We start from the raw sequence: 20,530 nt of genomic DNA on the forward strand, positions 1-20,530 counted from the left end.
AAATGTGATCGGCCTTCTGCTTTATCCTCTAACAATCTTATTACGAATTTTATTTGAGAAAAATTCAATGAGTAAGATCAATACCATCAATCCAATTAAAATGGAACCAACCTCAGACCATTTATAGCCATTCATTGCAAAAATCAATGGAGCACCGATACCGCCCGCTCCAACTAAACCTAGGATGGCAGCATCACGTAAGTTCATATCAAAACGGTAGATGGCAACTGACAAGAACATCGCAGATAACTGCGGGATGATCCCGTATCGAATCTTTTCAAAAGTTGTACATCCGATTGACTCAAGTGATTCCAGTATATTGACTTCCAAGTCCTCAATGATATCTACAAATAGCTTGGAAAGCATACCAATTGAAGTTAATGCCATTGTCAAAACTCCGGCAAAAGGACCCGGTCCTGTTACACGAATAAACATTAAACCGTATACAATTGCAGGAATCGTACGGACGAAAATCAATAGCAAACGAATGATGAAAGCAATCGGCTTTGGAACAATGTTTGATGCCGACAAAAAGGCAAGAGGGATTGCCAATATGGCTCCAACGATCGTTCCTAAAAAGGCAATAGCCATTGTTTCGAGTAGCAAGTAAGGGACACCATTTGTGTTGAATGTGAAGAGTAAATCAGTATTGGGAGTTACAATCCCATGTAAAATGTTCTTGGCAATATCCACACCGTTGCTAGTGAAATTGGATAAATCAACTGCGGTTAAAGACCACATGAGAAAGACGATTACAATAACAGCAGTGATCACATTTTGGACAATACGTTTCGGTTCGTTTAAAAGTTGCTTTTCGACAGTGTTCATTGTGACCACCTTTACAATAATTTCTTTCGTAAGTATTCACTAGCGTTTTCAATGATGAAAACAGCGACCGCAAGTAAAAGTAAAATCATCCCGACATTTGCATAATTCCGCCATCCAAGGCTTTCATTGAGCAATAAGCCGATACCGCCCGCTCCGACGTATCCTAAGATAGCAGCATAACGTACATTTCCCTCGAAACAAAAGATGGAGTTCGAGAGATAGTTCGGCATGATTTGTGGCATTATCGCATATCGAAATGCTGAAAAGGTCGAGTGACCCATCGACTGCATCGCCTCAAACGCCTTTAAATCTGCGTTTTCAATCTGCTCATACAAAAGCTTCCCGACATAGGCAATCGTAAAGAGAAAAATAGCAACAGTACCTGCCATTGTTCCAATGCCGAAGATAAACGTCGCAATTAAGGCAGCAACAAGTGTAGGCAATGTGCGCAATAAGCTTAAAATAAATTTGGTTGCTGTAACTACAAATTGATTTTTACCAATATTAGATGATGCGAAATAGGCAAGCGGCAGTGCAAAAACAGACCCCAATAAAGAACCTAATAACGACATTTTAATCGTGTCAAAAAGGGGTTGCCAGAGTTTATTTAGATAATTCCAGTTCGGTGGAATCATGTCGCCGATAATCACCCAAAACTGACCGATTCGTTTCGTTAAAATCTGCAAATCAAAACCAGTGATTTGAACAGAATAATAGAAGCAAATGAGTAAAGCCAAAATAATCCAGGGAGCTTTTGAGCGTTTAAAAGGAACAATTTTACCGTTTGGCAATGTAATTGATTTTGCTTTTAACATGTTCAATTACCCGTCAGCTCCTCTTCAAGCTTTCCGTTATAGATGTGATCCAGGATTTCGTCCGTCACTTCACTCGCCGGTCCGTCATATACAATTTCACCACTTCGAATACCAACGATGCGTGTAGCGTATTCCAACGCTAAATCTACGTGGTGAATGTTTATAATGACTGTCATATTCATTTCCTTATTGATTCGTTGGAAATCTGTCATTACTTGCTTCGCTGTTATCGGGTCAAGTGATGCAACTGGTTCATCCGCCAGGATAATGCTTGGTTTTTGAGCTAATGTCCGAGCTAACGCAACACGTTGTTGCTGACCGCCGGATAGCTGATCGACACGGATAAAAGCTTTGTCTAAAATATTCATTCGATCCAGTGCTTCCAATGCTTCAATTTTTTGCTGTTTCGTATATAAGCCTAGGACTTTTCGCCACATCGGCATATCGGGGACAAACGAGACAAGGACATTTTTTAATGAGGAAATACGATTAACGAGGTTAAATGATTGGAAAATCATTCCGATTCCCCTGCGAAGATTTCGAATTTCACTACCTTTAAGTTTCGAAACTTCTACATCATTCACCAGTAAAGAGCCCGTTGAAATATCGTGCATCCTGTTTACACAACGGAGGAGGGTGGATTTTCCGGCTCCGGATAGCCCGATGACTGCAACATATTCCCCTTGGTCAATGGTTAAATTGATATCTTTTAACGCAACATAGCCATTGTCGTATTTTTTCTGTACATTTTGGAATTTTATCATGCGGAATACACTACCTTTGCTTTAAAAAAGGGAACACACAAGATGTCCCCTTCTTTATTGAATTTATTTAGTTAGAACTAAGTTCTTGCACTAACTTCTGTGCTTTACGTTCATTGTCGTAATCGGAGTCTTTTGCTTCTTGGTAACCGTCATGGCTATAAATAGCAATGACTGCTTTACCTTCTTCAGAGTTACCGATATTGATAAATGCTTTTTGAAGAGCTGCTTTCAAGTCGTCATTCATAATCTCGGAGTTCTTGCTAACACTGACTGTATCATTGTAGATTGCAGGCATTACACCAATGACGTTTGTTTCATCCCAGATTGTTGTGGAACGGCCAAACTCAGAAGTCCACTTGTCCTCAAAGTCAATACGTGCATCAGCATAAGTGACAAGTACATCTGTTTGACCAGTAGCTAGACGGGCAAATGCACTTCCGTATGAATCTGCTTGAACGACTTTAGACAGGTCCGTAATCGTTTTTCCAAAGTTTTCATCTAACCATAATGCTGGATAAATATAACCAGCTGGAGAAGAAGAGGACATAACATTCCAGTTAACATTGTCTAAGTCGTCAAATGTTAATTTTTCACCGTTGTTTACTTTTTCAGCAAGCGCTTGACCTTTTTCAGAAGGACCGGCAATTAGAAGTGCACGGTAAGAGTTTGCTTGTACTTCTGATTTTTCAGTCGGCTTGTTTTTATTCCATTCAGCAGGATCGTCAGAGTCAAGACTTAAACCTGCGCGCGTAGCTGTCAAGATGACTTCCGCACCATCATCATAAAGCACATACGTCCCACCAGGAATTAAACCGATATCTGTAGTGCCAGCGGATAGTGCTTCACCAACAGCTTCATAGTTTGTTCCTACTGTGATCTCGACTTTATTGACGTCATAGCCTTGTTCAGTAAGCTCTGCTTTCAATAGTTCTTTAAGTGGTTCAGTTGCTGTAATAATTTCTTCAGGGTCACGAGATGGGACGAAAGCAATGGAAAGTTTGTCGATTGTCTTGTCGTCTGTATCGTCCTTGGCATTTTTGTCAGAGCCACATGCAGCAAGGGAAATTCCCATTACTAATACAAGCATTAATGTAAGTATTTTTTTCATAATAACCCTCCTAAAGTTTTCACACTAGACCAGTATAAATTGTTTTGCTAGAATTGGGTAGTAAAAATTTCGTCTTTTCATATTGTATTTATTATGTATTATCTGTAAAATGCTGAAATTGAGGTGCAACATGAAGAAAATTTCTGTTTTAGTCACTAGTGATGTTCATGGATATATTATGCCAACTGACTTTTCTCGTGATCTGGATTTACCATTGGGATTAGGAAAAATTGCAACAGTTATTGAGGAAGAACGGAAACGTAACAGCGTTTTATTAGTAGAAAATGGTGATTTCATTCAGGGGAGTCCTTTAACCTACTACGAACAAAGTTTTAAAAATGGAGAGAGTAATTCAGTGATTCGTTTGGCGAATGCGCTGAACTATGATGTAGCTGTATTTGGGAATCACGAATTCAACTTCGGGTTGCCTGTACTAACTAAAGTCGTTGAAGAATCCAATCATCCGTGGCTTGCCGCCAACATCCGTTGGGAGGATGGAACGTTCTTCACAAAGCCTTCAATTATTAAAGAAATTGATGGCGTGAGGATTGCTATTGTAGGCGTGACGACACAGTTCGTTCCAATTTGGGAAGATGCTAGCAGAATAGAAGGACTTGTCTTTGAAGATGCTTTTGAAGCTGCAAAAAGAGAAGTCGAATGGTTACATGCCAATCATCAAATTGATGTTATGATGATTGCCTATCACGGAGGATTTGAAAGTGATCTAGAAACAGGCGAAACACTTGAAAGGTCAGGGGAGAACGTAGGCTATAAAATCTGTAAGGATATTGAGGGCGTAGATGTTGTAATTACAGGCCATCAACATCGTGAGATTGCCCAGCATCTATTCGGCAAGGCGATCGTGCAGCCGGGTACAAAAGGAGTATGCCTAGGTAAAATTGAACTGACAATAAATGAAAACGGTACATTAGAAAAAACTGAACCGTCTCTCATCAATGTGAATGATGTTCCATTGAACGATGCGGTAAAAGATCTAATAACACCTATTCATAATGAAACGGAGATTTGGCTTGATCAAAGCATCGGTAAAATAGAAGGGGATATGATCATTGATAGCCCTTTTCACGCCAGATTACATGGCCATCCGTATGTTGATTTTATTAACCGTGTTCAAAATGAAGCCGGTGGGACGTCTATTTCCTGCATGGCGATCTTTAATGATATTTGCCAAGGATTCAATCCTAATGTAACGATGCGGGATATCGTGACGAACTATATCTTTCCGAATACATTAAAGGTATTGAAAGTGAAAGGTGAATACATTGTTAAAGCGCTTGAACAATCAGCAACGTATTTTACTTTAGTAGATGGCCAGCCCGTAGTTTCGGACGCTTTTCGTATACCGAAAGAAGAGCCGTATAACTATGATCTTTGGAGCGGAGTCGACTATACAATCGATTTACGCAAACCCAAAGGAAACCGTGTGGTAGAAGTGTTGTATAATGGACAACCTTTACAGGCGGACGAAACGTATGAAGTCGTTATGAACAATTACAGAGCGACCGGAGCGGGGAATTTTGACTACTTTAGGGATTGTCCTGTTGTAAAAGATATACAGACGGATATGACAGAACTAATAGCAGATTATCTTGTCAAACACGGAACGGTTCACGCGAAACAGATGGATAACATGAAAATCGTATGGTAACTGCCAGTTAAGTTGGGAGTAGGTATGGTTAGGTGGTTTATCGTTTGTAGTGGTTGACCCAATATATTTTAGATTATTGATATTCGTCAAATGCGTATGGCTGCGTGTTTGGCGAATTTTTTTGTGTTTATTGTAAAAATGTTCTGGAGGTCGCAGGCAATCGTCGGCGGGATTGATTAGGGCGAGTTTGTAAGAATGATGTTGTTTGTAATGTTTTTGTCATTTGAATAGCGACAGATAAATATGCACACTCTATTTTTAGTGAAGAATGGGGGAGTTTTATTGCATATTACAAAAGTATTTTGGTATGCCGTCACTATATGTATTGCAATTGTGCTTTGGGGATTTCTTGCTCCCGACCATTTAAACGCATTTACCACATCTGTGACCGATTTTATTTCCAATCAATTCGGTTGGTTTTACACGCTTGTTATCGTAGCGCTGATCAGTTTTTGTATATATATGATGTTCTCACGTTTTGGTCATGTTAAGTTGGGAAAAGATGATGATGAGCCGGATTTCAGTTTGACTGCTTGGTTTGCGATGTTATTTAGTGCGGGTATGGGTATCGGACTTATGTTTTTTACAACAGCAGAGACCATCTCCCATGCTTTCATTAAATCGCCAAACGGGGACCCGGGTTCAGAACAGGCGATTTTGGAATCTCTTCAATACACTTCGTTACATTGGGGATTTCACGGTTGGGGATTATACGCTGTAGTCGCGCTGATCTTCGCTTATTTTAAATTCCGTGTCGGCGCTCCCGGTTTAATCAGCGCAACGCTTGAACCGTTATTTGGCAAAAAAATAATGCGTGGTTCAGTCGGACAACTAGTCGATACACTTGCTATTTTTGCAACAGTGGTCGGCGTAGCCTCCACACTTGGATTTGGCTCGGCTCAAATCAACAGTGGATTAACCTTTTTATTTAACGCGCCAAATGCTTTTTGGTTTCAACTGATCATTTTAGTTGTAGCCACTGTCATTTTCATCGCATCTGCCTGGTCTGGTATTGGAAACGGCATCAAATATCTAAGTTCGATTAACTTGTGGCTCGTATTCGTACTTCTGCTCGGACTTTTTATCGTAGGGCCAACAATGTATATTACAAATATGTTTGTAACGACAATCGGTAATTATATAAGTAACTTTATTCAAATGAGTTTCGATTTAAAGCCAGTAAACGAAGCCCAGCGGGATTGGGTTAACGATTGGACCATCTTTTATTGGGCATGGTGGATATCATGGGCACCATTTGTTGGAATGTTTATTGCACGTGTATCAAAGGGACGTACAATTAGACAATTTATAATTGGCGTATTAATCGCCCCTACCCTTGTGACATTCATTTTTTTCGCTGTTTTTGGTGGATCAGCATTGAATTTAGAACAACACGGCATTGCTCAACTATCAAGGTTGGCTACAGAAACAGTGACATTCGGCATGTATGAACATTATCCAATTGGTATGATACTCTCATTTTTGACGATAGTTGTGATTGCGATATTTTTCATTACATCCGCCGATTCAGCCACATTCGTACTCGGTATGTTTAGTACAGGAGGTAAACTGAATCCATCAAACGTCGTGAAAATTGTCTGGGGACTACTTCTTTCTGCGATGGCTGCAATTGTTTTGTACTCCGGTGGGCTTGATGGTTTCCAAAATATGCTCATAATCGCAGCACTTCCTTTTTCCATTATTCTTATTCTTATGGTCGTATCGTTTTACAAAACAATCAAACGAACCGAGTGATTGCGGATCAACAATATTTACAACTAGGTGGGATGATAAATGAAGTTAGTAAACGTTCGTAAAGGCCAATTTGTTTATTATCAAAACAAATTGCATAAAGTGTATTCTGTAAAGGCATTTTTTAAACAATCAATTCACCTCATTCGCCTGGAGGATTTTAAACAACAGCTTGCTATGGCGAAAGAAATTGATTTTTATAAGCCTAAACACTTAGACAGTTTTGTTCACAAACAGAAACGTTATACACTTAATAAAGACGTTAAGGCTAAAGTGGGCGATTACATTTTAGTGATCAATCCAAAACCTGATTCGCTGGATCATCACTATCTCAACGCCATTGAAATCGTATCCTCGGTTGAAAGAAATGGCGTGATTAGTAATCAGTCAAACGGTATCAAACATCAGGAATACTGGGTGATGGTGCCTGGACTTGAAGAAGGCGCGACGATTATAGACTTACAAGATCCGGATGCGAAAATGATTGAGGACCAGGAATCACAACAGGCAGAAGTCGATTTAGCAGAGAAATACACACCTAGCATCGGCGATATCTATCAAAAAAATGACAGTAATCCTATCTTGGAGGCAATGGTTGTTGCCATCCAAGGGGAAAATGTTTATTTAGGCAGCAATTTTATAGTGGATATGAACGAATTAACCGACAATGAAAAGTGGAGTTATATGCTAAATGTGAAGGATCAATATGAAGGCAGCTGGTAGTGAGTGGACGGCTGTTGGTTATATTTCGTAACAACAACGGGGGCAACCGCATACATTAGGGCAAAGGGGTTTCCTTGCAGACAACCACCCCCGCCAACAAGGGAGTCGCGGGGGTGGTCAATCTTATTGAGCTTTTTCTCTCGGCCTTACAGGATGTCCAATTGGACGATTAACGCCAAGAGGATTTGTAGCAATAGCTGCAAGGAAATCGCTACGTCTGTATCTTCAGTTGTCACCTCGACATCACGGGAGTTGACGATAATTAGTCTTTGACGGTTGGTCTGTCGGATTTGAGCTCGTTCCAGTAGTTCCGTTGTTACTCGCTCTGCTCTTGCACCATCAGCTATCGAGATATTGACAACGATTGCGATGGCCACTTGGAGTGCTGCTTGCAAGGACGCGGCAATTTGCGTATCAGTCGTGTGAACCGTGATATTGCAGGAGTCACGGATGACGATCAGTTCGCTAGAAAGCTGATCAATATCAGAGTTGACTTGTGCTGCTGCATCCGATTTTTCAGCTTCTTTTCGACAAGGAGCCATCGGGTGTGTTGCAGTTGGATTTAAGGCAGACCATCTACCTTGTTGACCTTGTTGACGTGCATAATAATTATAGCCCATTTTTTCTTCCCCCCTCTCTCTTCCTATTACATGTATCGAAAAGATCTTGAGTTGGACAAACTATCTATTGGGTCCGTACTTTTTTATTTCTTTCATTTTTTTCTTCTGAATGATGGCATCCCGTAAAGGATGTGCCGCCTGTCCAACTGTTTTTTCTGCTGAATCTGTGACTTTGTAAACGGCTTTCGATTCCAGAAATCCATCTACTTGAGCTTTTAATTGTTCCACTGTCTGTTTCAAACTCTCCCGCTGTTCTTCGCTTAAACGCTCCTTTGCTTGCTGGACATCAACGTTGTTTTTTGTAAATAAATCAGATACAAACAGCTCCATTAACTGGCTTGAAAGTCCGTTCAATTGTTCTCGGCTCATCTTCTCCTCCACTCAAATCACCTCCTTTGGCACTTACAAATATGTATACTCGCAACGAAGTACATTTGGCCGGGCCTCTATGCATGCAGATTGAAATTATGGAGAAAGACATCTCGTGCGGTTGCACCAAATTTTACAACATGATAAAGTTAATTGATCGGTCAATCAAATAACTGCTCAATCAAACAATATATATAGAATCTTAATATAGAGAGGGAAATGAAACTTGAACAACGAAACAGTAATAGGTTTGTCTAGAAGCGATAAAGTGATTATCATTGTTTTTCCTCCAATTATTGGAGCGTTAATTGGATGGTTTATACCAACGATTGCCGGATGGCTTATCAAGATTCCATTTATTCCCCTAGAGAAGCTTTTTCAATGGTTGGCGTCATTAGATGGCTTTTTGGTATCAATTATTGGACTGGCTATAGGAGTAATTGCAGGCATACTTTTTACGATGTATGCTTTTGCTGAAACGCTAAAAGTGACTGTTTCTGATTTTAATGTAAAATTGCTAATTAAAGACAGAGTTGAAATTTTTGAGAAAAAAGATGTTGCCACCGTTTTCATGAGAGCCAAGCAACTTATTATACTTGGGCTAGATGGGATGGAGCTTTACCGAGCGGAATGCGAATCAAAAAAAGAGGTTGTTGAAGAAGCTTTCACGCACCATGGCTATTCATGGTCGAACAAAGATCCTTTTGAAAACCAGTATTACAGGTGGGTAGATGATCATCCAGACTTTACAGCACATATTAATACCCTATTGTCTGTGAGGGAACGTGCTTTGAAGAAAGGGGAGTCCGATGAAGCTGAAGTGTTGCGAAGAGATTTGACTCATTTAGGAATAGTTATTCATGATAAAGATGAAAGACAGTATGTACGCATGGTAAGAGGTGATGATAAATGAACCTGGGAAAACAACAATCATTTATCTCTGAAGCAAGAAGGGATCAAATAATCGAAGCGACCATCCAAACATTAGACGAGATTGGTTACGTCAAGGCAAGTCTTGCACAAATCGCAAAAAGAGCGGGAATTAGCACTGCGCTTATTTCGTATCATTTCACAGATAAGCAGGATCTAATGAATCATTTATTAATGAATTTATTAGAAAGAACAAATGCATATATATTGGGACAGGTTTATCGTGAAAATGGAACACAAGAAAAGCTAGCTGCTTTCATCCAATCAAGTTTAGAATACCAAGATGCCCATCCAGCCCGTAATGCTGCGTTAGTTGAAATTATTTTTAATGCCCGCACGCCCGACAACACGCCTTATTATAAATTAGGTGACGATGATGAAAATATATTATTGGATGAACTCCAAAAAATCCTGCTGTCGGGTAGAAATGAGGGCGTATTCGCAGATTGTAATATAGACGTTGTGGCAAATATGATCCAAGGAGCAGTCGGAGAGTATATGTTCAATCAGGCGTTGTCAAAGAAAGTTGATGTGAAAACTTACGCCACTGAACTTATACGTATTGTGAATAAAGCATTAAAGGCCTAAGCCTTGTGACTATGCACATTGAAGATATACAAAATGAAACCAGATGAAGGGAATCCTGCCTTCATCTGGTTTTTTCATAAATTTGGTTTTATTGATGGTTTAAAACTTTTTCATCTGCAGGAACACCAAGCTTATCAAGTATGAAAGCATAGCTTTCCGCAGCTTCTTTCAGGTGATTGAAACGGCCTGACTTACCGAAATGGCCGGCGCCCATGTTTGTTTTCATAACAAGCGTGTTGTTATCTGTTTTAACCGCCCTCAAGCGTGCAACCCATTTGGCGGGCTCAAAGTACCCGACGCGGGGATCGTTAATGCCTGTTGTAATATACATATGCGGATAGTCTTTCGCCTCTACATTGTCGTAAGGGCTGTATGATTTCATATAGAAGTAGTCTTCTTGCTTTCTTGGATCGCCCCACTCATCCCACTCCAAGGTCGTAAGAGGAATAGATGTATCGAGCATTGTCGTTACAACATCGACGAACGGCACTGCCGGAACAATGACTTTGAACAAGTCTCCGGCCATATTGGCTACTGCGCCAACGAGCAAGCCTCCCGCACTGCCGCCTCGTGCAGCCATTTTGGTCGGCGATGTATAATTTTGGTCAATGAGATGCTTTGCAGCGGCGATGAAATCCGTAAACGTATTCCGCTTATTTTGCATCTTACCGTCTTCATACCAACCTCGCCCCATTTCGGATCCTCCGCGCACTTGTGCGGTAACAAAAACAATCCCTTTTTCAAGCAGTGGTAGACGGTACGGGTCAAAACGCGGGTCGCTGTTTGAACCATACGATCCGTATCCATATAGAATTAGCGGCGCAGGCCCATTATCGAGCGCACCTTCAAGATAGACAGCGGTCATTGGCACTTTGACGCCATCTTCGGCTGTCGCCCATAACTGCTCCTGGCGGAATTGGGAACGATCATATTCACCGCTGACAGGTGCAACTTGCAAGCATTGCTTCTCGCCAGTTTGCAGATTCAGTCCGAACGTTGTTTTCGGAGTGAGCAAAGACTCGTATTGAATTAATACTTCATTAGTATCATAGCTTTGCTCGGATAAAACCGCGACTGTGTAAAGAGGCTCATCCCAACTGATTTGTTGAAGTTCTCCATCATGTACTACCCAAATTTGCGTCAAACCGTTCTCCCGGCCAGCGATGAGCAGTTTGTCGCGGAATGGATACATTTCTTGAAGATAACGCTTTTCGTTGTACTCGACGACATTCACTCTGGAAGAGAGGTCATTGAGAGGGCACCGAAGAAGTTGGAAGTTAAGTGCCCCTTCGTTCGTTAAGATAAGCAGATCATCTTCCCAATGCTCGACGTCATATAAGATTCCGTCACGCCGTTCATCGACTAGTTGTAAAGGCGATAACGGACTATCTGTGTCAATCATATGGATTTCGCTCGTTGTTTTCGAACTTGAATAGACAAAGATGAATTTCCCGCTTTGCGATTTACTAATAAATAATGTAAACGTATCGTCTTTTTCTTCAAAGATCAATTCGTCACTTTCCACGTCACTGCCTAAACGATGCCTCCATAATTGACATGGGCGTTGATGCTCATCAACAGTCGTGTAAAAAATAAAATCGCCGCACCGGCTCCACTCCATACTGCCATAGATATAGACATTCGGAACCCGATCGGACAGAAGTTCGCCCGTATTCAAATCCTTGATATAAATTGTATACCTATCTGTGCCATCGCGGTTTTCCAAATAGGCGAGACGACTATGATCAGTGCTCATATGTTGTACGGTTACACTTAAATAATCGTCTTCCTCAGCCAATTCATTCAGGTCAAGGACAACTTCCTCCGTTGCATCTTGCAGAAGTGCCCGGCTAGCTGCTTGCTTACGTGCATAAATCGGATATTGTTTGTTTTTGTCCAAGCGGGAATAATAGAAGAACTGTCCATGCTGCACGGGCACTTTCATCTCTGAATCGGGAACACGGTCAACCATACTTTCATAAATCTGCTCAGTTTGCTCTTGCAATGGTCGCATGATTTCATCGTAATACCGATTTTCTTCCTCTAAATACTGGATGACTTCTGGGTTATCCCGATCCTTCAGCCAATAATAATCGTCTTCCCTCACATCGCCATGTAACTCGTGGGGATGAGGAATGCGTTTTGCTATGGGTAGTTTCATTAAAATTCCTCCTTTTGTTATATGTATTAGTTTCGTGACTTGATCCGCGAAATCCTCTTTTATGGTTTTCCTAATTGGATGTATATATTATGATGATTGTAGTACGCAGTATATAATTGGTAAAAACTATTTTCGAAGAAAAGGTGGACCTGATATGACAAATAGGAAAAAGGAATTATCGCAAGAACAATGCGAAGAATTACTCGATGTATTGAAAGCCCGCTTTGAGAAAAACATGCATCGCCACGAAGGGCTTGAATGGGCTGAAATTCAGAAGAAGCTGGAGTTAAATGCTGAAAAAATGTGGTCGCTTAATGAAATGGAAAGAACTGAAGGCGAGCCGGACGTTGTTGGTTATGACGAAAAGAAGGACGAGTACATTTTTTATGATTGTTCAGCAGAAAGTCCTAACGGTCGCAGAAGTATTTGTTACGACCATGAAGCACTGGAGAAAAGGAAGAAAAATAAACCGGAGAATAGTGCAATGGGAATGGCGGCTGACATGGGCATTGAACTTCTAACAGAGGAACAATACTGGAAGTTGCAGCAGCTAGAAAATTTCGATATGAAAACATCCAGCTGGGTCCAGACTCCTGCTCATATACGGAAACTCGGCGGAGCGATTTTCTGTGATCGGCGTTACGACACCGTCTTCATGTACCATAATGGCGCGGATTCATATTATGCAGCCAGGGGTTTCCGCGGCTCTCTAACCATCTGAGTGCAAAGATTTTCGTGAAATGTTTACTAAGACCATATAAAAGGGAAGAACAAGGCCATAAAGGCCTTTGTTCTTTTTTATTTTCTTGATTTATTTTTGTGTGTTGTGCAATGTGCACAAACGATTGTTCAAATGGGCTGTTGATGGATAAATCATTATGCACAGTATATAGTCAATGCTTGTACATTTTGTTTAATAGACATAAAGACGTTTTAAATAAAGCTATGTATAATCAATATTGTTCACAATGAAACCGTTTTGGGGAATCAAAACAAACGACAATCTAACTATTTTCTACAGTAGTAAAAATGTTAGTATTGGGCAAAATAAATACATCTACAATTAAGATACCGGAAGGGGTATAGAAAATGTCAGCATTGAATGATGGTGTAGATACAAAAGCAGTTCAGCTTGAACACACCACAAAAATGGATGAATCACTGCATCCAAAATCCGACAAGGATCGGACGGTCAACCCAAGGCACTACATTTTTATGTGGATGGGTGACGGGGTTAACTTAGGAAACATGACGTTAGGGGCCAGCGTAATTGTTGCAGGTATTGCGACATTGAATGTCTATCAAACAATTCTCGCAGCCTTGATTTCAATCGGGATTATTTCAACTGTTTTCGCGTTAAATGATCGCCTTGGCTATAGAGAAGGTGTGCCTTACGTTGTTCAACTTAGAATGTCATTTGGTACAAAAGGAACAGTCATTTCATCCTTATTACGCGGTATACCTGCCATCGTCTGGTATGGGGTTCAAAGTTGGATCGGTGGAACCGCCTTGAATGAAATTGCAAAGATTGTTACGAATGGATCATTTAATAATGTTGTTATATGTTTCATAGCACTTCAGTTAGTTCAGATAGTGCTTTCGTTATTCGGGTTCCATGCGGTTAAATGGGTAGAGACGGTTGCATCTGTTGTGTTCATGATCGCACTTATTTATGTTTTCGGTCTTCTTATGACATCGCATACAGCTGACATTGCCCAAAACTGGGTAAATGTTAAAGGTTCATGGGGCTTACCGTTCTTCGGGCTCATCATGGTATTCTTGGGTAACTATGCTGGTATCTTCGTTAGTGCTGCAGACTATTCCAGAGAGCTTAAAACGGGTATTAGTAATAAGAAGCGTGGAGCTTTATACTTTGTCCCGATTACAATTTCGTATGGTTTTGTTATTGTAATTGGAGCAATGCTTGCAGCTGCAACAGGTGTAACAAATCCGGCACAAGCGCTTCCAATCATCCTGGATAATGACTATGTCTCTGTCTTTGTCTCTGTATTTATCGTCGTTGCGGTAATCGCGACAAATATGGTGGCAAACATCATTCCGCCAGTATATGTCATTACATTATTGACAAAACTGAAGTATAAAACTTCTGCAATCATAACAGGATTGCTTGCTCTAGCTGCATTCCCTTGGTTGCTCGTTCAAGAGTCATCGGCAACTGGTTTGAATATGTTTATTCTCATCTATTCAGCATTTTTAGGACCGGTTATTTCAATACTAATCGTCGAGTATTATATTTTAAGAAAACAAAGAGTAAATACTGCTGAATTGTACAACGATGAAGGGTCTTTCAAAGGATATAATCCGGCAGGTTTACTTGCGATGTTTATCGGTGCAGCTGCAGCGTTTATAGAGGTTGAACTCGCTTGGATCATCGGAGTTGTAGTAGCAGGTACTGCATACTACTTACTCTCGAAATATGCCTTTAAAGGTTCTAGCTTCAAAAAAGGAACAATTTTCGAGAAATAATTTTCTATTACGATTACCTCATGATGATTTCTTCATGGGGTAATTTTCATTAATGAATATGCACTGAAGAAATGGCGAAAACTATAGTTTGGTTAATAAACATGCTAACTGAGAGGGGAATTCAAATGGAATTTGATTTAATAATTAAAGGCGGAAATGTTGTATTGCGTGACGGTGTTTACAAGGTTGATGTCGGTATTAAAAATGAAAAAATCTCTTGTATTGCTGAAACCATCACCGATGACGCGAAAGAAATAATCGATGCAACTGGACAATACGTCATGCCGGGAATGATCGATACACATGTCCATATTAGTGAACCTGGACGTTCGGAGTGGGAAGGTTTCGAAACTGGGTCCAAATCATTAGCAGCGGGTGGAACGACAAGTTATGTTGAAATGCCGTTGAATGCCCTGCCGGCAACAACCAATAAAGCAGCATTAGATCTTAAGCTTGAGGCAGCAGTGGATCAGAACTATGTGGACTACGGTTTTTATGGCGGTCTCGTACCTGGGAACGTAGATAAGCTAAAGGAAATGTCTGACGCTGGCGTTCTCGCTTTCAAATGCTTCCTTTCTGACATCACAAGTGATATTCCGGATGATTTCACAAACGTAGATGACTTCACATTATACAAAGGTATGCAAAAGTTGGCTGAGTTGGATCAAATTCTATGTATCCATGCAGAAAACTCGGCTGTTCCATCTGGACTTGCGAAAGAATTTGCAAGAGAAGGCAAAAACTCCGGTGTGGAATACGCGGAATCACGCCCTGTATTTACAGAAGTGGAAGCTGTTCAACGTGCAATCCTATTTGCTAAAGAAACAGGCTGTAAATTGCATCTCGTACATATTAGTACGTCAGAGGCAATTCAAACGATCTTGAGAGCGAAAAGGGAAGGTGTAGATGTAACGGTTGAATCATGTCCACACTACTTTGCCTTTACTGCTGAAGAAGTGGATGCAATTGGTCCAAGAGCAAAATGTCAGCCTCCAATCAGAAAAGCGGTAGACCAAGCAAGGCTATGGGACGAGCTTTTGAATGGAAATATCGACTGGATAACATCCGACCATTCCCCTTGTACTGAAGACTTAAAACAAGGAACTCTTTGGGAAGCGTGGGGCGGTATAAGCGGAGCACAAAACAACGTCGACCTCATGTTTGACTTGGCTGTTAAACAACATGGCCTACCTGTTCACAAATTTGTGGAACTGATTGCAACACATCCTTCAGAGCGTTTCAACATACCGAATAAAGGTGAAATTGCTGTCTCAAAAGATGCGGATATTATCTTAGTCGATCCTAACCAATCGTATACGGTGAAAAGAGAAGATCTCTACTACAAAAATAAACATAGTGCATACGAAGGCAGAAAAATCGACTGTCGTGTAACAAAAACAATCGTGCGCGGCCATGTCGTGTTTGAATTGGAAAAAGGAATTGTAGGAGAACCTGTCGGGAAGTTGATTTCCGCAAAATAAATGCAAAATGAAACCCCAAACCTGACATGGTTCGGGGTTTTCATTTTAGATGTTTTCATCTTCTTTTAAAATCGTACCGATAATAAGAGCTACGCGAATTCGCAAAGAATCGGCAGGATCGCGGAGTGAACAGTTTAACAGTTCTTCAGTTTTTTCAATTCGATATTTGACCGTGTTCCGATGGACGAATAATTTTCTGGCAGTTTCCGAAAACTCACATTGTGAATCTAAGTAAACTTGAATCGTTTTCACTAATTCCTGCTCTTCCTTCGTTTTCGGATAAGCTAATGACTTTAATGCATTTTCGTAAAGTGCCTTTAAATCTTTACGGGGAAGGGTGTTTAGCAATTCCTTTAAATCTCTTGTTTTATAGTACTTGATGAACCCTTTCATGTTTTGGTCATATCCAGTCAGTATCGCTTCCACTGCTTCATCATAAGCCGTCGATAGTTCCTTTAGAGTTGGTACAGAGTGGCTCACCCCAAAGGAAAGACTGAAATCCCCATTGAAATTTGCTTGGACGTTGGCTGCGAATTTCGTAATCGCTTCAACTTCGATTTCACTGTAAGAAGGAAATTGTAAAATCATGACGAAGTATTTTCCCTTTGTGAACAAAGTGGCTTCTAAATTTCCGTCGATGAGTTCATCTTCAAGTTGGTCATAAACGCTATTATGCAGTTCTCCGACTTTTTTCTCGTATAACTGCAATGTTTCGTATGTTTCTCCCTGCTCATCAATTGTACAAACGACACAAACATTCTCCATATCTTTTTGCAATCCATAATAGTTGGATCGGCTAAAAATCTCTTCATCAGAATGAATTTTCATCTCAATCAAATCTGCAAAAAAATTATTTTTCAATAACCTGGAGTTTTCTTCGATCGCCTGCTCTTTAATAATCGTAAAAGAAATGACGTTGCCAGCTTGTTCGATTGCCATTTGCGAAGAAGGGTATGGCAATGAGAGTGAGTCGGAAATGACAAGCATGCTTGGATATTGACGCTTCGTTTGAACAGGGAATGTGGATACGGATTGATGTTCCTTCGATGGAATTGAAAAGACGGTTCCTTGCCGCGCGGTAGGTAAGTCTTCTTTCACCTTTTGGATAATTTCCTGTTCAATCTTTTTCATTGATTCCTTTTGGAAGTCATGACTTTGCGCAATCTTTTCTCCACGATGGTTCAGTAAAAGAGCCGGCCGCGATAAAGAATGGCCGAGTTGCTCCAAAAGGGCGTTTAAGCTGTATCCTTTGATCAGCATATTGGAGAACTCTTTTTGAACGTGCAAAGCATAGTAAAGCTGCTCTGCTTCATGGTCATTTAAATAATTTAAAATATGGCGGGAAAGTTCCCCTAATGTATGCTTTGTTGGTAAGTCTATAATTGGAAAGGCCAGATCGTCAGCGAGCAATTTAACTTCGGAAGGCAATACGTTGAAGAAACGGTTAATTTTAATGACAAGGCCTGAGCAATTCAAATCATGCATTTGTTGGATTAATTCGCAGAACTTTTCCGGATCATCTTTAAAAGCGTATCCGGTAGTGAGGAGAAGATGGTTTTTGTCTAGAAATTTGATGACATCGGGCGTATCGGATATGTTAACAGATTGCACGTTCCTCGTTAATCCACGATGGCCTGCTAGAACAATACCTTCTTTCATCCCTTCCAATATTAATAAATCATTTATGGTTTTCATATGGATACCTCATTTATTTAAAAAGTTTTCATTGATTGAATGAATTCGAGCATTCTTTATCATACGTGAAAAGTGAACAAAAATCAAAGTATAAATTAGTCACTTTAAACAATGACATTTTTTATGAAAAATTGTAGACTGGAATAGTGAGTGAAGAAAATAAGGAAAGATATATAATGGTTATCATTTTAGTTCAGGGGTGAAGGCATTGTTTTATTCGACGGGTATGACTGCCCTTGCAGCAAGTAATGATATTCATCTAATCTTGAAAAAGAGCCCCAAGGGTTATGTCCATAGTGTTTTTAATAGTAGTTTTAATTTAGCCTTTGGCGAACATCTTGTCCATATTGGCGCTTTAGAGAACGGGCTTGCACCTTTCGGGATTGGTATGGATCAGGAAAGTTCGCAGCTGCTTACAAAGTTACTTCGTGTTAACGAGGAAGTTTTTTGGGATGAGCTTTCGAAGTCGATTGTTTTCCCTAGAGGCATTTCCCTTTCACTGAGCCATGTAGAATGGGCAAATCTAAAACTGGAACCATTCAAATATGAGTTGTCATATGTAAAGGACAATTATGCTTTTATTGCGGAAAAACTTTTGCAAGATGATTGGCATACAGGCTTAGGTGAAACGGAAGAAGAGAAGAAACGGATTATTCGTTATCTTTTAGAACCAGAACTTTCTACTGATAGTGTAGTTTTAGATAAGTTAAAGAGCTTGGAAATCCTAGCTTATGACAGCGATGGGTTGGAAGCTGAAAAGGTCTTCGATTATTGGATTGGAAGAGGACTCGGACTTACACCTAGCGGGGATGATTGTATAACAGGGATGTGCGCGGTTCTTTCCGCCTTTGAGGGGACAGACCAATCGTTTATACAATATGTGAAATCCTATTTGGCGGAACGTGGTCGAAAACGGACAACGCATATAGCTTTGGAGTATCTTCTGTATGCTACTGAAAACAAGTTTCATTCACATCTCCTAGGGCTATGTTATGTAATGAATAAACCGCGGGGTTCCGAATTTTTGGAAGCCCTCGAAGAAATGAAGAAGATTGGACATACATCTGGCGCCGATACGTTAGTTGGCGTGTTATTAGGTATAAAAGCTGCTGTTTATACACAAAAGAAAGGTGATTATTATTAAAGAGTTAGTAAAATCAAGTAACTGGATTTCGGGCTTACAATGGCTCTTTTTTATTTTTACGAATATTGTTGTCATCCCAATTACTGTTGGTGCAGCTTTTGAACTTTCGCAAGATACGATTGTCAATATGCTTCAGCTATCCTTCGTCGTAACTGGGCTTGCTTGTATTGTTCAGGCGTATTTTGGACATAAACGTGCCATTATGGAAGGGCAATCCGGGCTTTGGTGGGGCGTCATTTTAACGCTTGTTGCAACAGCTTCGGCGCAAGGGATGCCTTTGCCGGTATTGGGAGGCAGTTTGACGGTTGGGATTATTATTACGTCGATTTTGACTTTTTTGATTGGTGTTACAGGGCTTGGGCCGCGTATCGCCAAATTGTTTAGTCCTGCTGTAATGGGTGTATTTATGTTTTTGTTCGGTTGTCAATTGATTGGGATCTTTTTAAAAGGGATGTTAGGCATCCCGTTCGGCAACCAGTCGGAAGGTGCGCATATTGATGTACCTGTATCACTGTTATCAATCGTTATTGCAATTATTGTTATTGTGATTAGCGTGAAGGCACCTTCAAGTATCCGTCGTTATGGTTTGCTTATTGGGATTATCGGTGGATGGATTATTTATGCGCTTATTTTCCAACCGGAAAGTGCCATCAGTGGTGGTACATCGTTTAAACTTGAGTTGTTTCCGTTAGGGAAGCCTGCTTGGGATATCGGAATTATTATTACGACTGTGATCGCAGGATTGTTGAACTCAGCAAATACATTTGGTGCTTTAAAAGGGACGGAAAGTATGTATGAGGTGGAAACGACTAAATCCGAATACAGAGCGTCCTTCACGATTACAGGTGTTTTCACATTGATTGCAGGGATTTTTGGGCTTGTTCCAAATTCGCCTTATGTTTCATCGATAGGTTTTTTAAGTCAGACGGGAATTATAAAACGGATTCCGTTTGTTCTTGGTGGTTTGATGTTTCTTGTTATGGGGTTAATTCCGCCGATTGGCCACTTTTTCTCCCAGCTTCCGTTGAGTATTGGTAGTGCAGCTTTATTTGTTTCTTATTTGCTGCTGTTGAATTCTTCTTTTAATTTCTTTAAAAAGGTTGAGTTTAATACGGTCAATGTGTATCGTTCGGCAGTTCCGTTGTTTGTAGGGATTGTTATAATGACACTGCCTGCTTCTTATTTTGTTACGATTCCAAGTATTGTTCGTCCGGTTCTTAGTAGCGGATTGTTAGTCGGAATCATTCTGGCGCTTATATTGGAAAATCTCTTTAAGTGGGATAAATACGGTGTGGAAGAACAGAAGAAAAATAAAGATACGCTTCCTGAAGAAACAGATTTACAAATTAAATGAACTATGAATATAGAAAAAGGGCTTTGAGATTTCTGTCTCAAG

At 40.4% G+C, this 20,530-nt stretch carries 18 protein-coding genes; 10 read left to right on the top strand and 8 right to left on the bottom strand.

The genetic code is table 11. The annotated features are described in order from the left end of the window. Nucleotides 1-21 precede the first annotated feature (21 nt). The 4 genes from phnE (SLU01_RS10170) to SLU01_RS10185 form a co-directional block, all read right to left on the bottom strand. Entirely contained in the window at nt 22-828 is an 807-nt protein-coding gene (gene phnE, locus SLU01_RS10170) for a phosphonate ABC transporter, permease protein PhnE (protein ID WP_147057919.1), read from the bottom strand. Nucleotides 829-839: 11 nt separating this feature from the next. After that, the gene (gene phnE / locus SLU01_RS10175) at nt 840-1,643 is read right to left on the bottom strand and encodes a phosphonate ABC transporter, permease protein PhnE (protein WP_147057921.1); all 804 of its coding nucleotides are present in this window, start codon (nt 1,641-1,643) and stop codon (nt 840-842) included. A 2-nt stretch (nt 1,644-1,645) separates the two neighbouring features. Continuing rightward, the gene (gene phnC / locus SLU01_RS10180) at nt 1,646-2,407 is read right to left on the bottom strand and encodes a phosphonate ABC transporter ATP-binding protein (protein ID WP_147057923.1); all 762 of its coding nucleotides are present in this window, start codon (nt 2,405-2,407) and stop codon (nt 1,646-1,648) included. 67 nt (nt 2,408-2,474) lie between these two features. Continuing rightward, complete coding sequence (locus tag SLU01_RS10185) at nt 2,475-3,515, bottom strand: phosphate/phosphite/phosphonate ABC transporter substrate-binding protein (protein ID WP_147057925.1); 1,041 nt, start codon at nt 3,513-3,515, stop codon at nt 2,475-2,477. Between the two features lie 130 nt (nt 3,516-3,645). Here SLU01_RS10185 and SLU01_RS10190 point away from each other — a divergent pair, with 130 nt between their 5' ends. The 3 genes from SLU01_RS10190 to SLU01_RS10200 all read left to right on the top strand — a co-directional run bounded on the left by SLU01_RS10190 (nt 3,646) and on the right by SLU01_RS10200 (nt 7,659). After that, nucleotides 3,646-5,184, top strand: a complete 1,539-nt coding sequence (locus SLU01_RS10190; RefSeq protein WP_246110952.1) for a bifunctional metallophosphatase/5'-nucleotidase — start codon at nt 3,646-3,648, stop codon at nt 5,182-5,184. Nucleotides 5,185-5,427: 243 nt separating this feature from the next. Beyond that, complete coding sequence (locus SLU01_RS10195) at nt 5,428-6,939, top strand: BCCT family transporter (RefSeq protein ID WP_147057929.1); 1,512 nt, start codon at nt 5,428-5,430, stop codon at nt 6,937-6,939. A gap of 39 nt (nt 6,940-6,978) precedes the next feature. Continuing rightward, entirely contained in the window at nt 6,979-7,659 is a 681-nt protein-coding gene (locus SLU01_RS10200) for a hypothetical protein (protein ID WP_147057931.1), read from the top strand. A 146-nt stretch (nt 7,660-7,805) separates the two neighbouring features. Here the strand turns inward: SLU01_RS10200 and SLU01_RS10205 are convergent, their stop codons facing one another. Together SLU01_RS10205 and SLU01_RS10210 are read right to left on the bottom strand one after the other, a co-directional pair. Further along, on the bottom strand, nt 7,806-8,279 hold the full coding sequence (locus tag SLU01_RS10205; protein ID WP_147057933.1) for a spore coat protein: 474 nt from the start codon (nt 8,277-8,279) through the stop codon (nt 7,806-7,808). A gap of 60 nt (nt 8,280-8,339) precedes the next feature. Then, nucleotides 8,340-8,660 (bottom strand): hypothetical protein, encoded by a 321-nt coding sequence (locus SLU01_RS10210; RefSeq protein ID WP_147057935.1) that lies wholly within the window; start codon nt 8,658-8,660, stop codon nt 8,340-8,342. A gap of 214 nt (nt 8,661-8,874) precedes the next feature. Between SLU01_RS10210 and SLU01_RS10215 the strand changes: the two genes are divergently transcribed. After that, complete coding sequence (locus tag SLU01_RS10215) at nt 8,875-9,561, top strand: YqeB family protein (protein ID WP_147057937.1); 687 nt, start codon at nt 8,875-8,877, stop codon at nt 9,559-9,561. Further along, complete coding sequence (locus SLU01_RS10220) at nt 9,558-10,166, top strand: TetR/AcrR family transcriptional regulator (protein ID WP_147057941.1); 609 nt, start codon at nt 9,558-9,560, stop codon at nt 10,164-10,166. Before SLU01_RS10215 ends, SLU01_RS10220 begins: the two co-directional genes overlap by 4 nt. Nucleotides 10,167-10,254: 88 nt before the next feature. Here the strand turns inward: SLU01_RS10220 and SLU01_RS10225 are convergent, their stop codons facing one another. Then, nucleotides 10,255-12,327, bottom strand: a complete 2,073-nt coding sequence (locus tag SLU01_RS10225) for a S9 family peptidase (protein ID WP_147057943.1) — start codon at nt 12,325-12,327, stop codon at nt 10,255-10,257. Between the two features lie 154 nt (nt 12,328-12,481). Between SLU01_RS10225 and SLU01_RS10230 the strand changes: the two genes are divergently transcribed. From SLU01_RS10230 to allB, 3 genes are all read left to right on the top strand, one after another. Further along, nucleotides 12,482-13,048, top strand: a complete 567-nt coding sequence (locus SLU01_RS10230; protein ID WP_147057945.1) for a DUF4256 domain-containing protein — start codon at nt 12,482-12,484, stop codon at nt 13,046-13,048. A 368-nt stretch (nt 13,049-13,416) separates the two neighbouring features. Beyond that, nucleotides 13,417-14,814 carry an NCS1 family transporter gene (locus SLU01_RS10235; protein ID WP_147057947.1) on the top strand — a complete coding sequence of 466 codons (1,398 nt, stop codon included), beginning with the start codon at nt 13,417-13,419 and terminating at the stop codon, nt 14,812-14,814. Nucleotides 14,815-14,939: 125 nt separating this feature from the next. Continuing rightward, nucleotides 14,940-16,295, top strand: coding sequence for an allantoinase AllB (gene allB / locus SLU01_RS10240; RefSeq protein WP_147057949.1), 1,356 nt, complete (start codon nt 14,940-14,942; stop codon nt 16,293-16,295). 45 nt (nt 16,296-16,340) lie between these two features. Here the strand turns inward: allB and SLU01_RS10245 are convergent, their stop codons facing one another. Continuing rightward, the gene (locus SLU01_RS10245) at nt 16,341-17,990 is read right to left on the bottom strand and encodes a PucR family transcriptional regulator (protein ID WP_147057952.1); all 1,650 of its coding nucleotides are present in this window, start codon (nt 17,988-17,990) and stop codon (nt 16,341-16,343) included. A gap of 208 nt (nt 17,991-18,198) precedes the next feature. On the opposite strand from SLU01_RS10245, the gene SLU01_RS10250 reads away from it, so the two are divergent. Together SLU01_RS10250 and SLU01_RS10255 are read left to right on the top strand one after the other, a co-directional pair. Further along, nucleotides 18,199-19,134 (top strand): oxamate carbamoyltransferase subunit AllH family protein, encoded by a 936-nt coding sequence (locus tag SLU01_RS10250; RefSeq protein WP_170232667.1) that lies wholly within the window; start codon nt 18,199-18,201, stop codon nt 19,132-19,134. Beyond that, nucleotides 19,121-20,488 (top strand): uracil/xanthine transporter, encoded by a 1,368-nt coding sequence (locus tag SLU01_RS10255; protein ID WP_246110953.1) that lies wholly within the window; start codon nt 19,121-19,123, stop codon nt 20,486-20,488. Before SLU01_RS10250 ends, SLU01_RS10255 begins: the two co-directional genes overlap by 14 nt. Nucleotides 20,489-20,530 lie beyond the last annotated feature (42 nt).

Origin of the sequence: Sporosarcina luteola (genome assembly GCF_007991495.1) — a bacterium.
GTDB classification, from domain to species: Bacteria; Bacillota; Bacilli; order Bacillales_A; family Planococcaceae; genus Sporosarcina; species Sporosarcina luteola.

Bases quoted from the DNA above. Each gene is read 5' to 3' on its own strand.
- phnE (WP_147057919.1), bottom strand. From the start codon at position 828: ATGAACACTGTCGAAAAGCAACTTTTAAACGAACCGAAACGTATTGTC.
- phnE (WP_147057921.1), bottom strand. From the start codon at position 1,643: ATGTTAAAAGCAAAATCAATTACATTGCCAAACGGTAAAATTGTTCCT.
- phnC (WP_147057923.1), bottom strand. From the start codon at position 2,407: ATGATAAAATTCCAAAATGTACAGAAAAAATACGACAATGGCTATGTT.
- SLU01_RS10185 (WP_147057925.1), bottom strand. From the start codon at position 3,515: ATGAAAAAAATACTTACATTAATGCTTGTATTAGTAATGGGAATTTCC.
- SLU01_RS10190 (WP_246110952.1), top strand. From the start codon at position 3,646: ATGAAGAAAATTTCTGTTTTAGTCACTAGTGATGTTCATGGATATATT.
- SLU01_RS10195 (WP_147057929.1), top strand. From the start codon at position 5,428: ATGCACACTCTATTTTTAGTGAAGAATGGGGGAGTTTTATTGCATATT.
- SLU01_RS10200 (WP_147057931.1), top strand. From the start codon at position 6,979: ATGAAGTTAGTAAACGTTCGTAAAGGCCAATTTGTTTATTATCAAAAC.
- SLU01_RS10205 (WP_147057933.1), bottom strand. From the start codon at position 8,279: ATGGGCTATAATTATTATGCACGTCAACAAGGTCAACAAGGTAGATGG.
- SLU01_RS10220 (WP_147057941.1), top strand. From the start codon at position 9,558: ATGAACCTGGGAAAACAACAATCATTTATCTCTGAAGCAAGAAGGGAT.
- SLU01_RS10225 (WP_147057943.1), bottom strand. From the start codon at position 12,327: ATGAAACTACCCATAGCAAAACGCATTCCTCATCCCCACGAGTTACAT.
- SLU01_RS10230 (WP_147057945.1), top strand. From the start codon at position 12,482: ATGACAAATAGGAAAAAGGAATTATCGCAAGAACAATGCGAAGAATTA.
- SLU01_RS10235 (WP_147057947.1), top strand. From the start codon at position 13,417: ATGTCAGCATTGAATGATGGTGTAGATACAAAAGCAGTTCAGCTTGAA.
- allB (WP_147057949.1), top strand. From the start codon at position 14,940: ATGGAATTTGATTTAATAATTAAAGGCGGAAATGTTGTATTGCGTGAC.
- SLU01_RS10245 (WP_147057952.1), bottom strand. From the start codon at position 17,990: ATGAAAACCATAAATGATTTATTAATATTGGAAGGGATGAAAGAAGGT.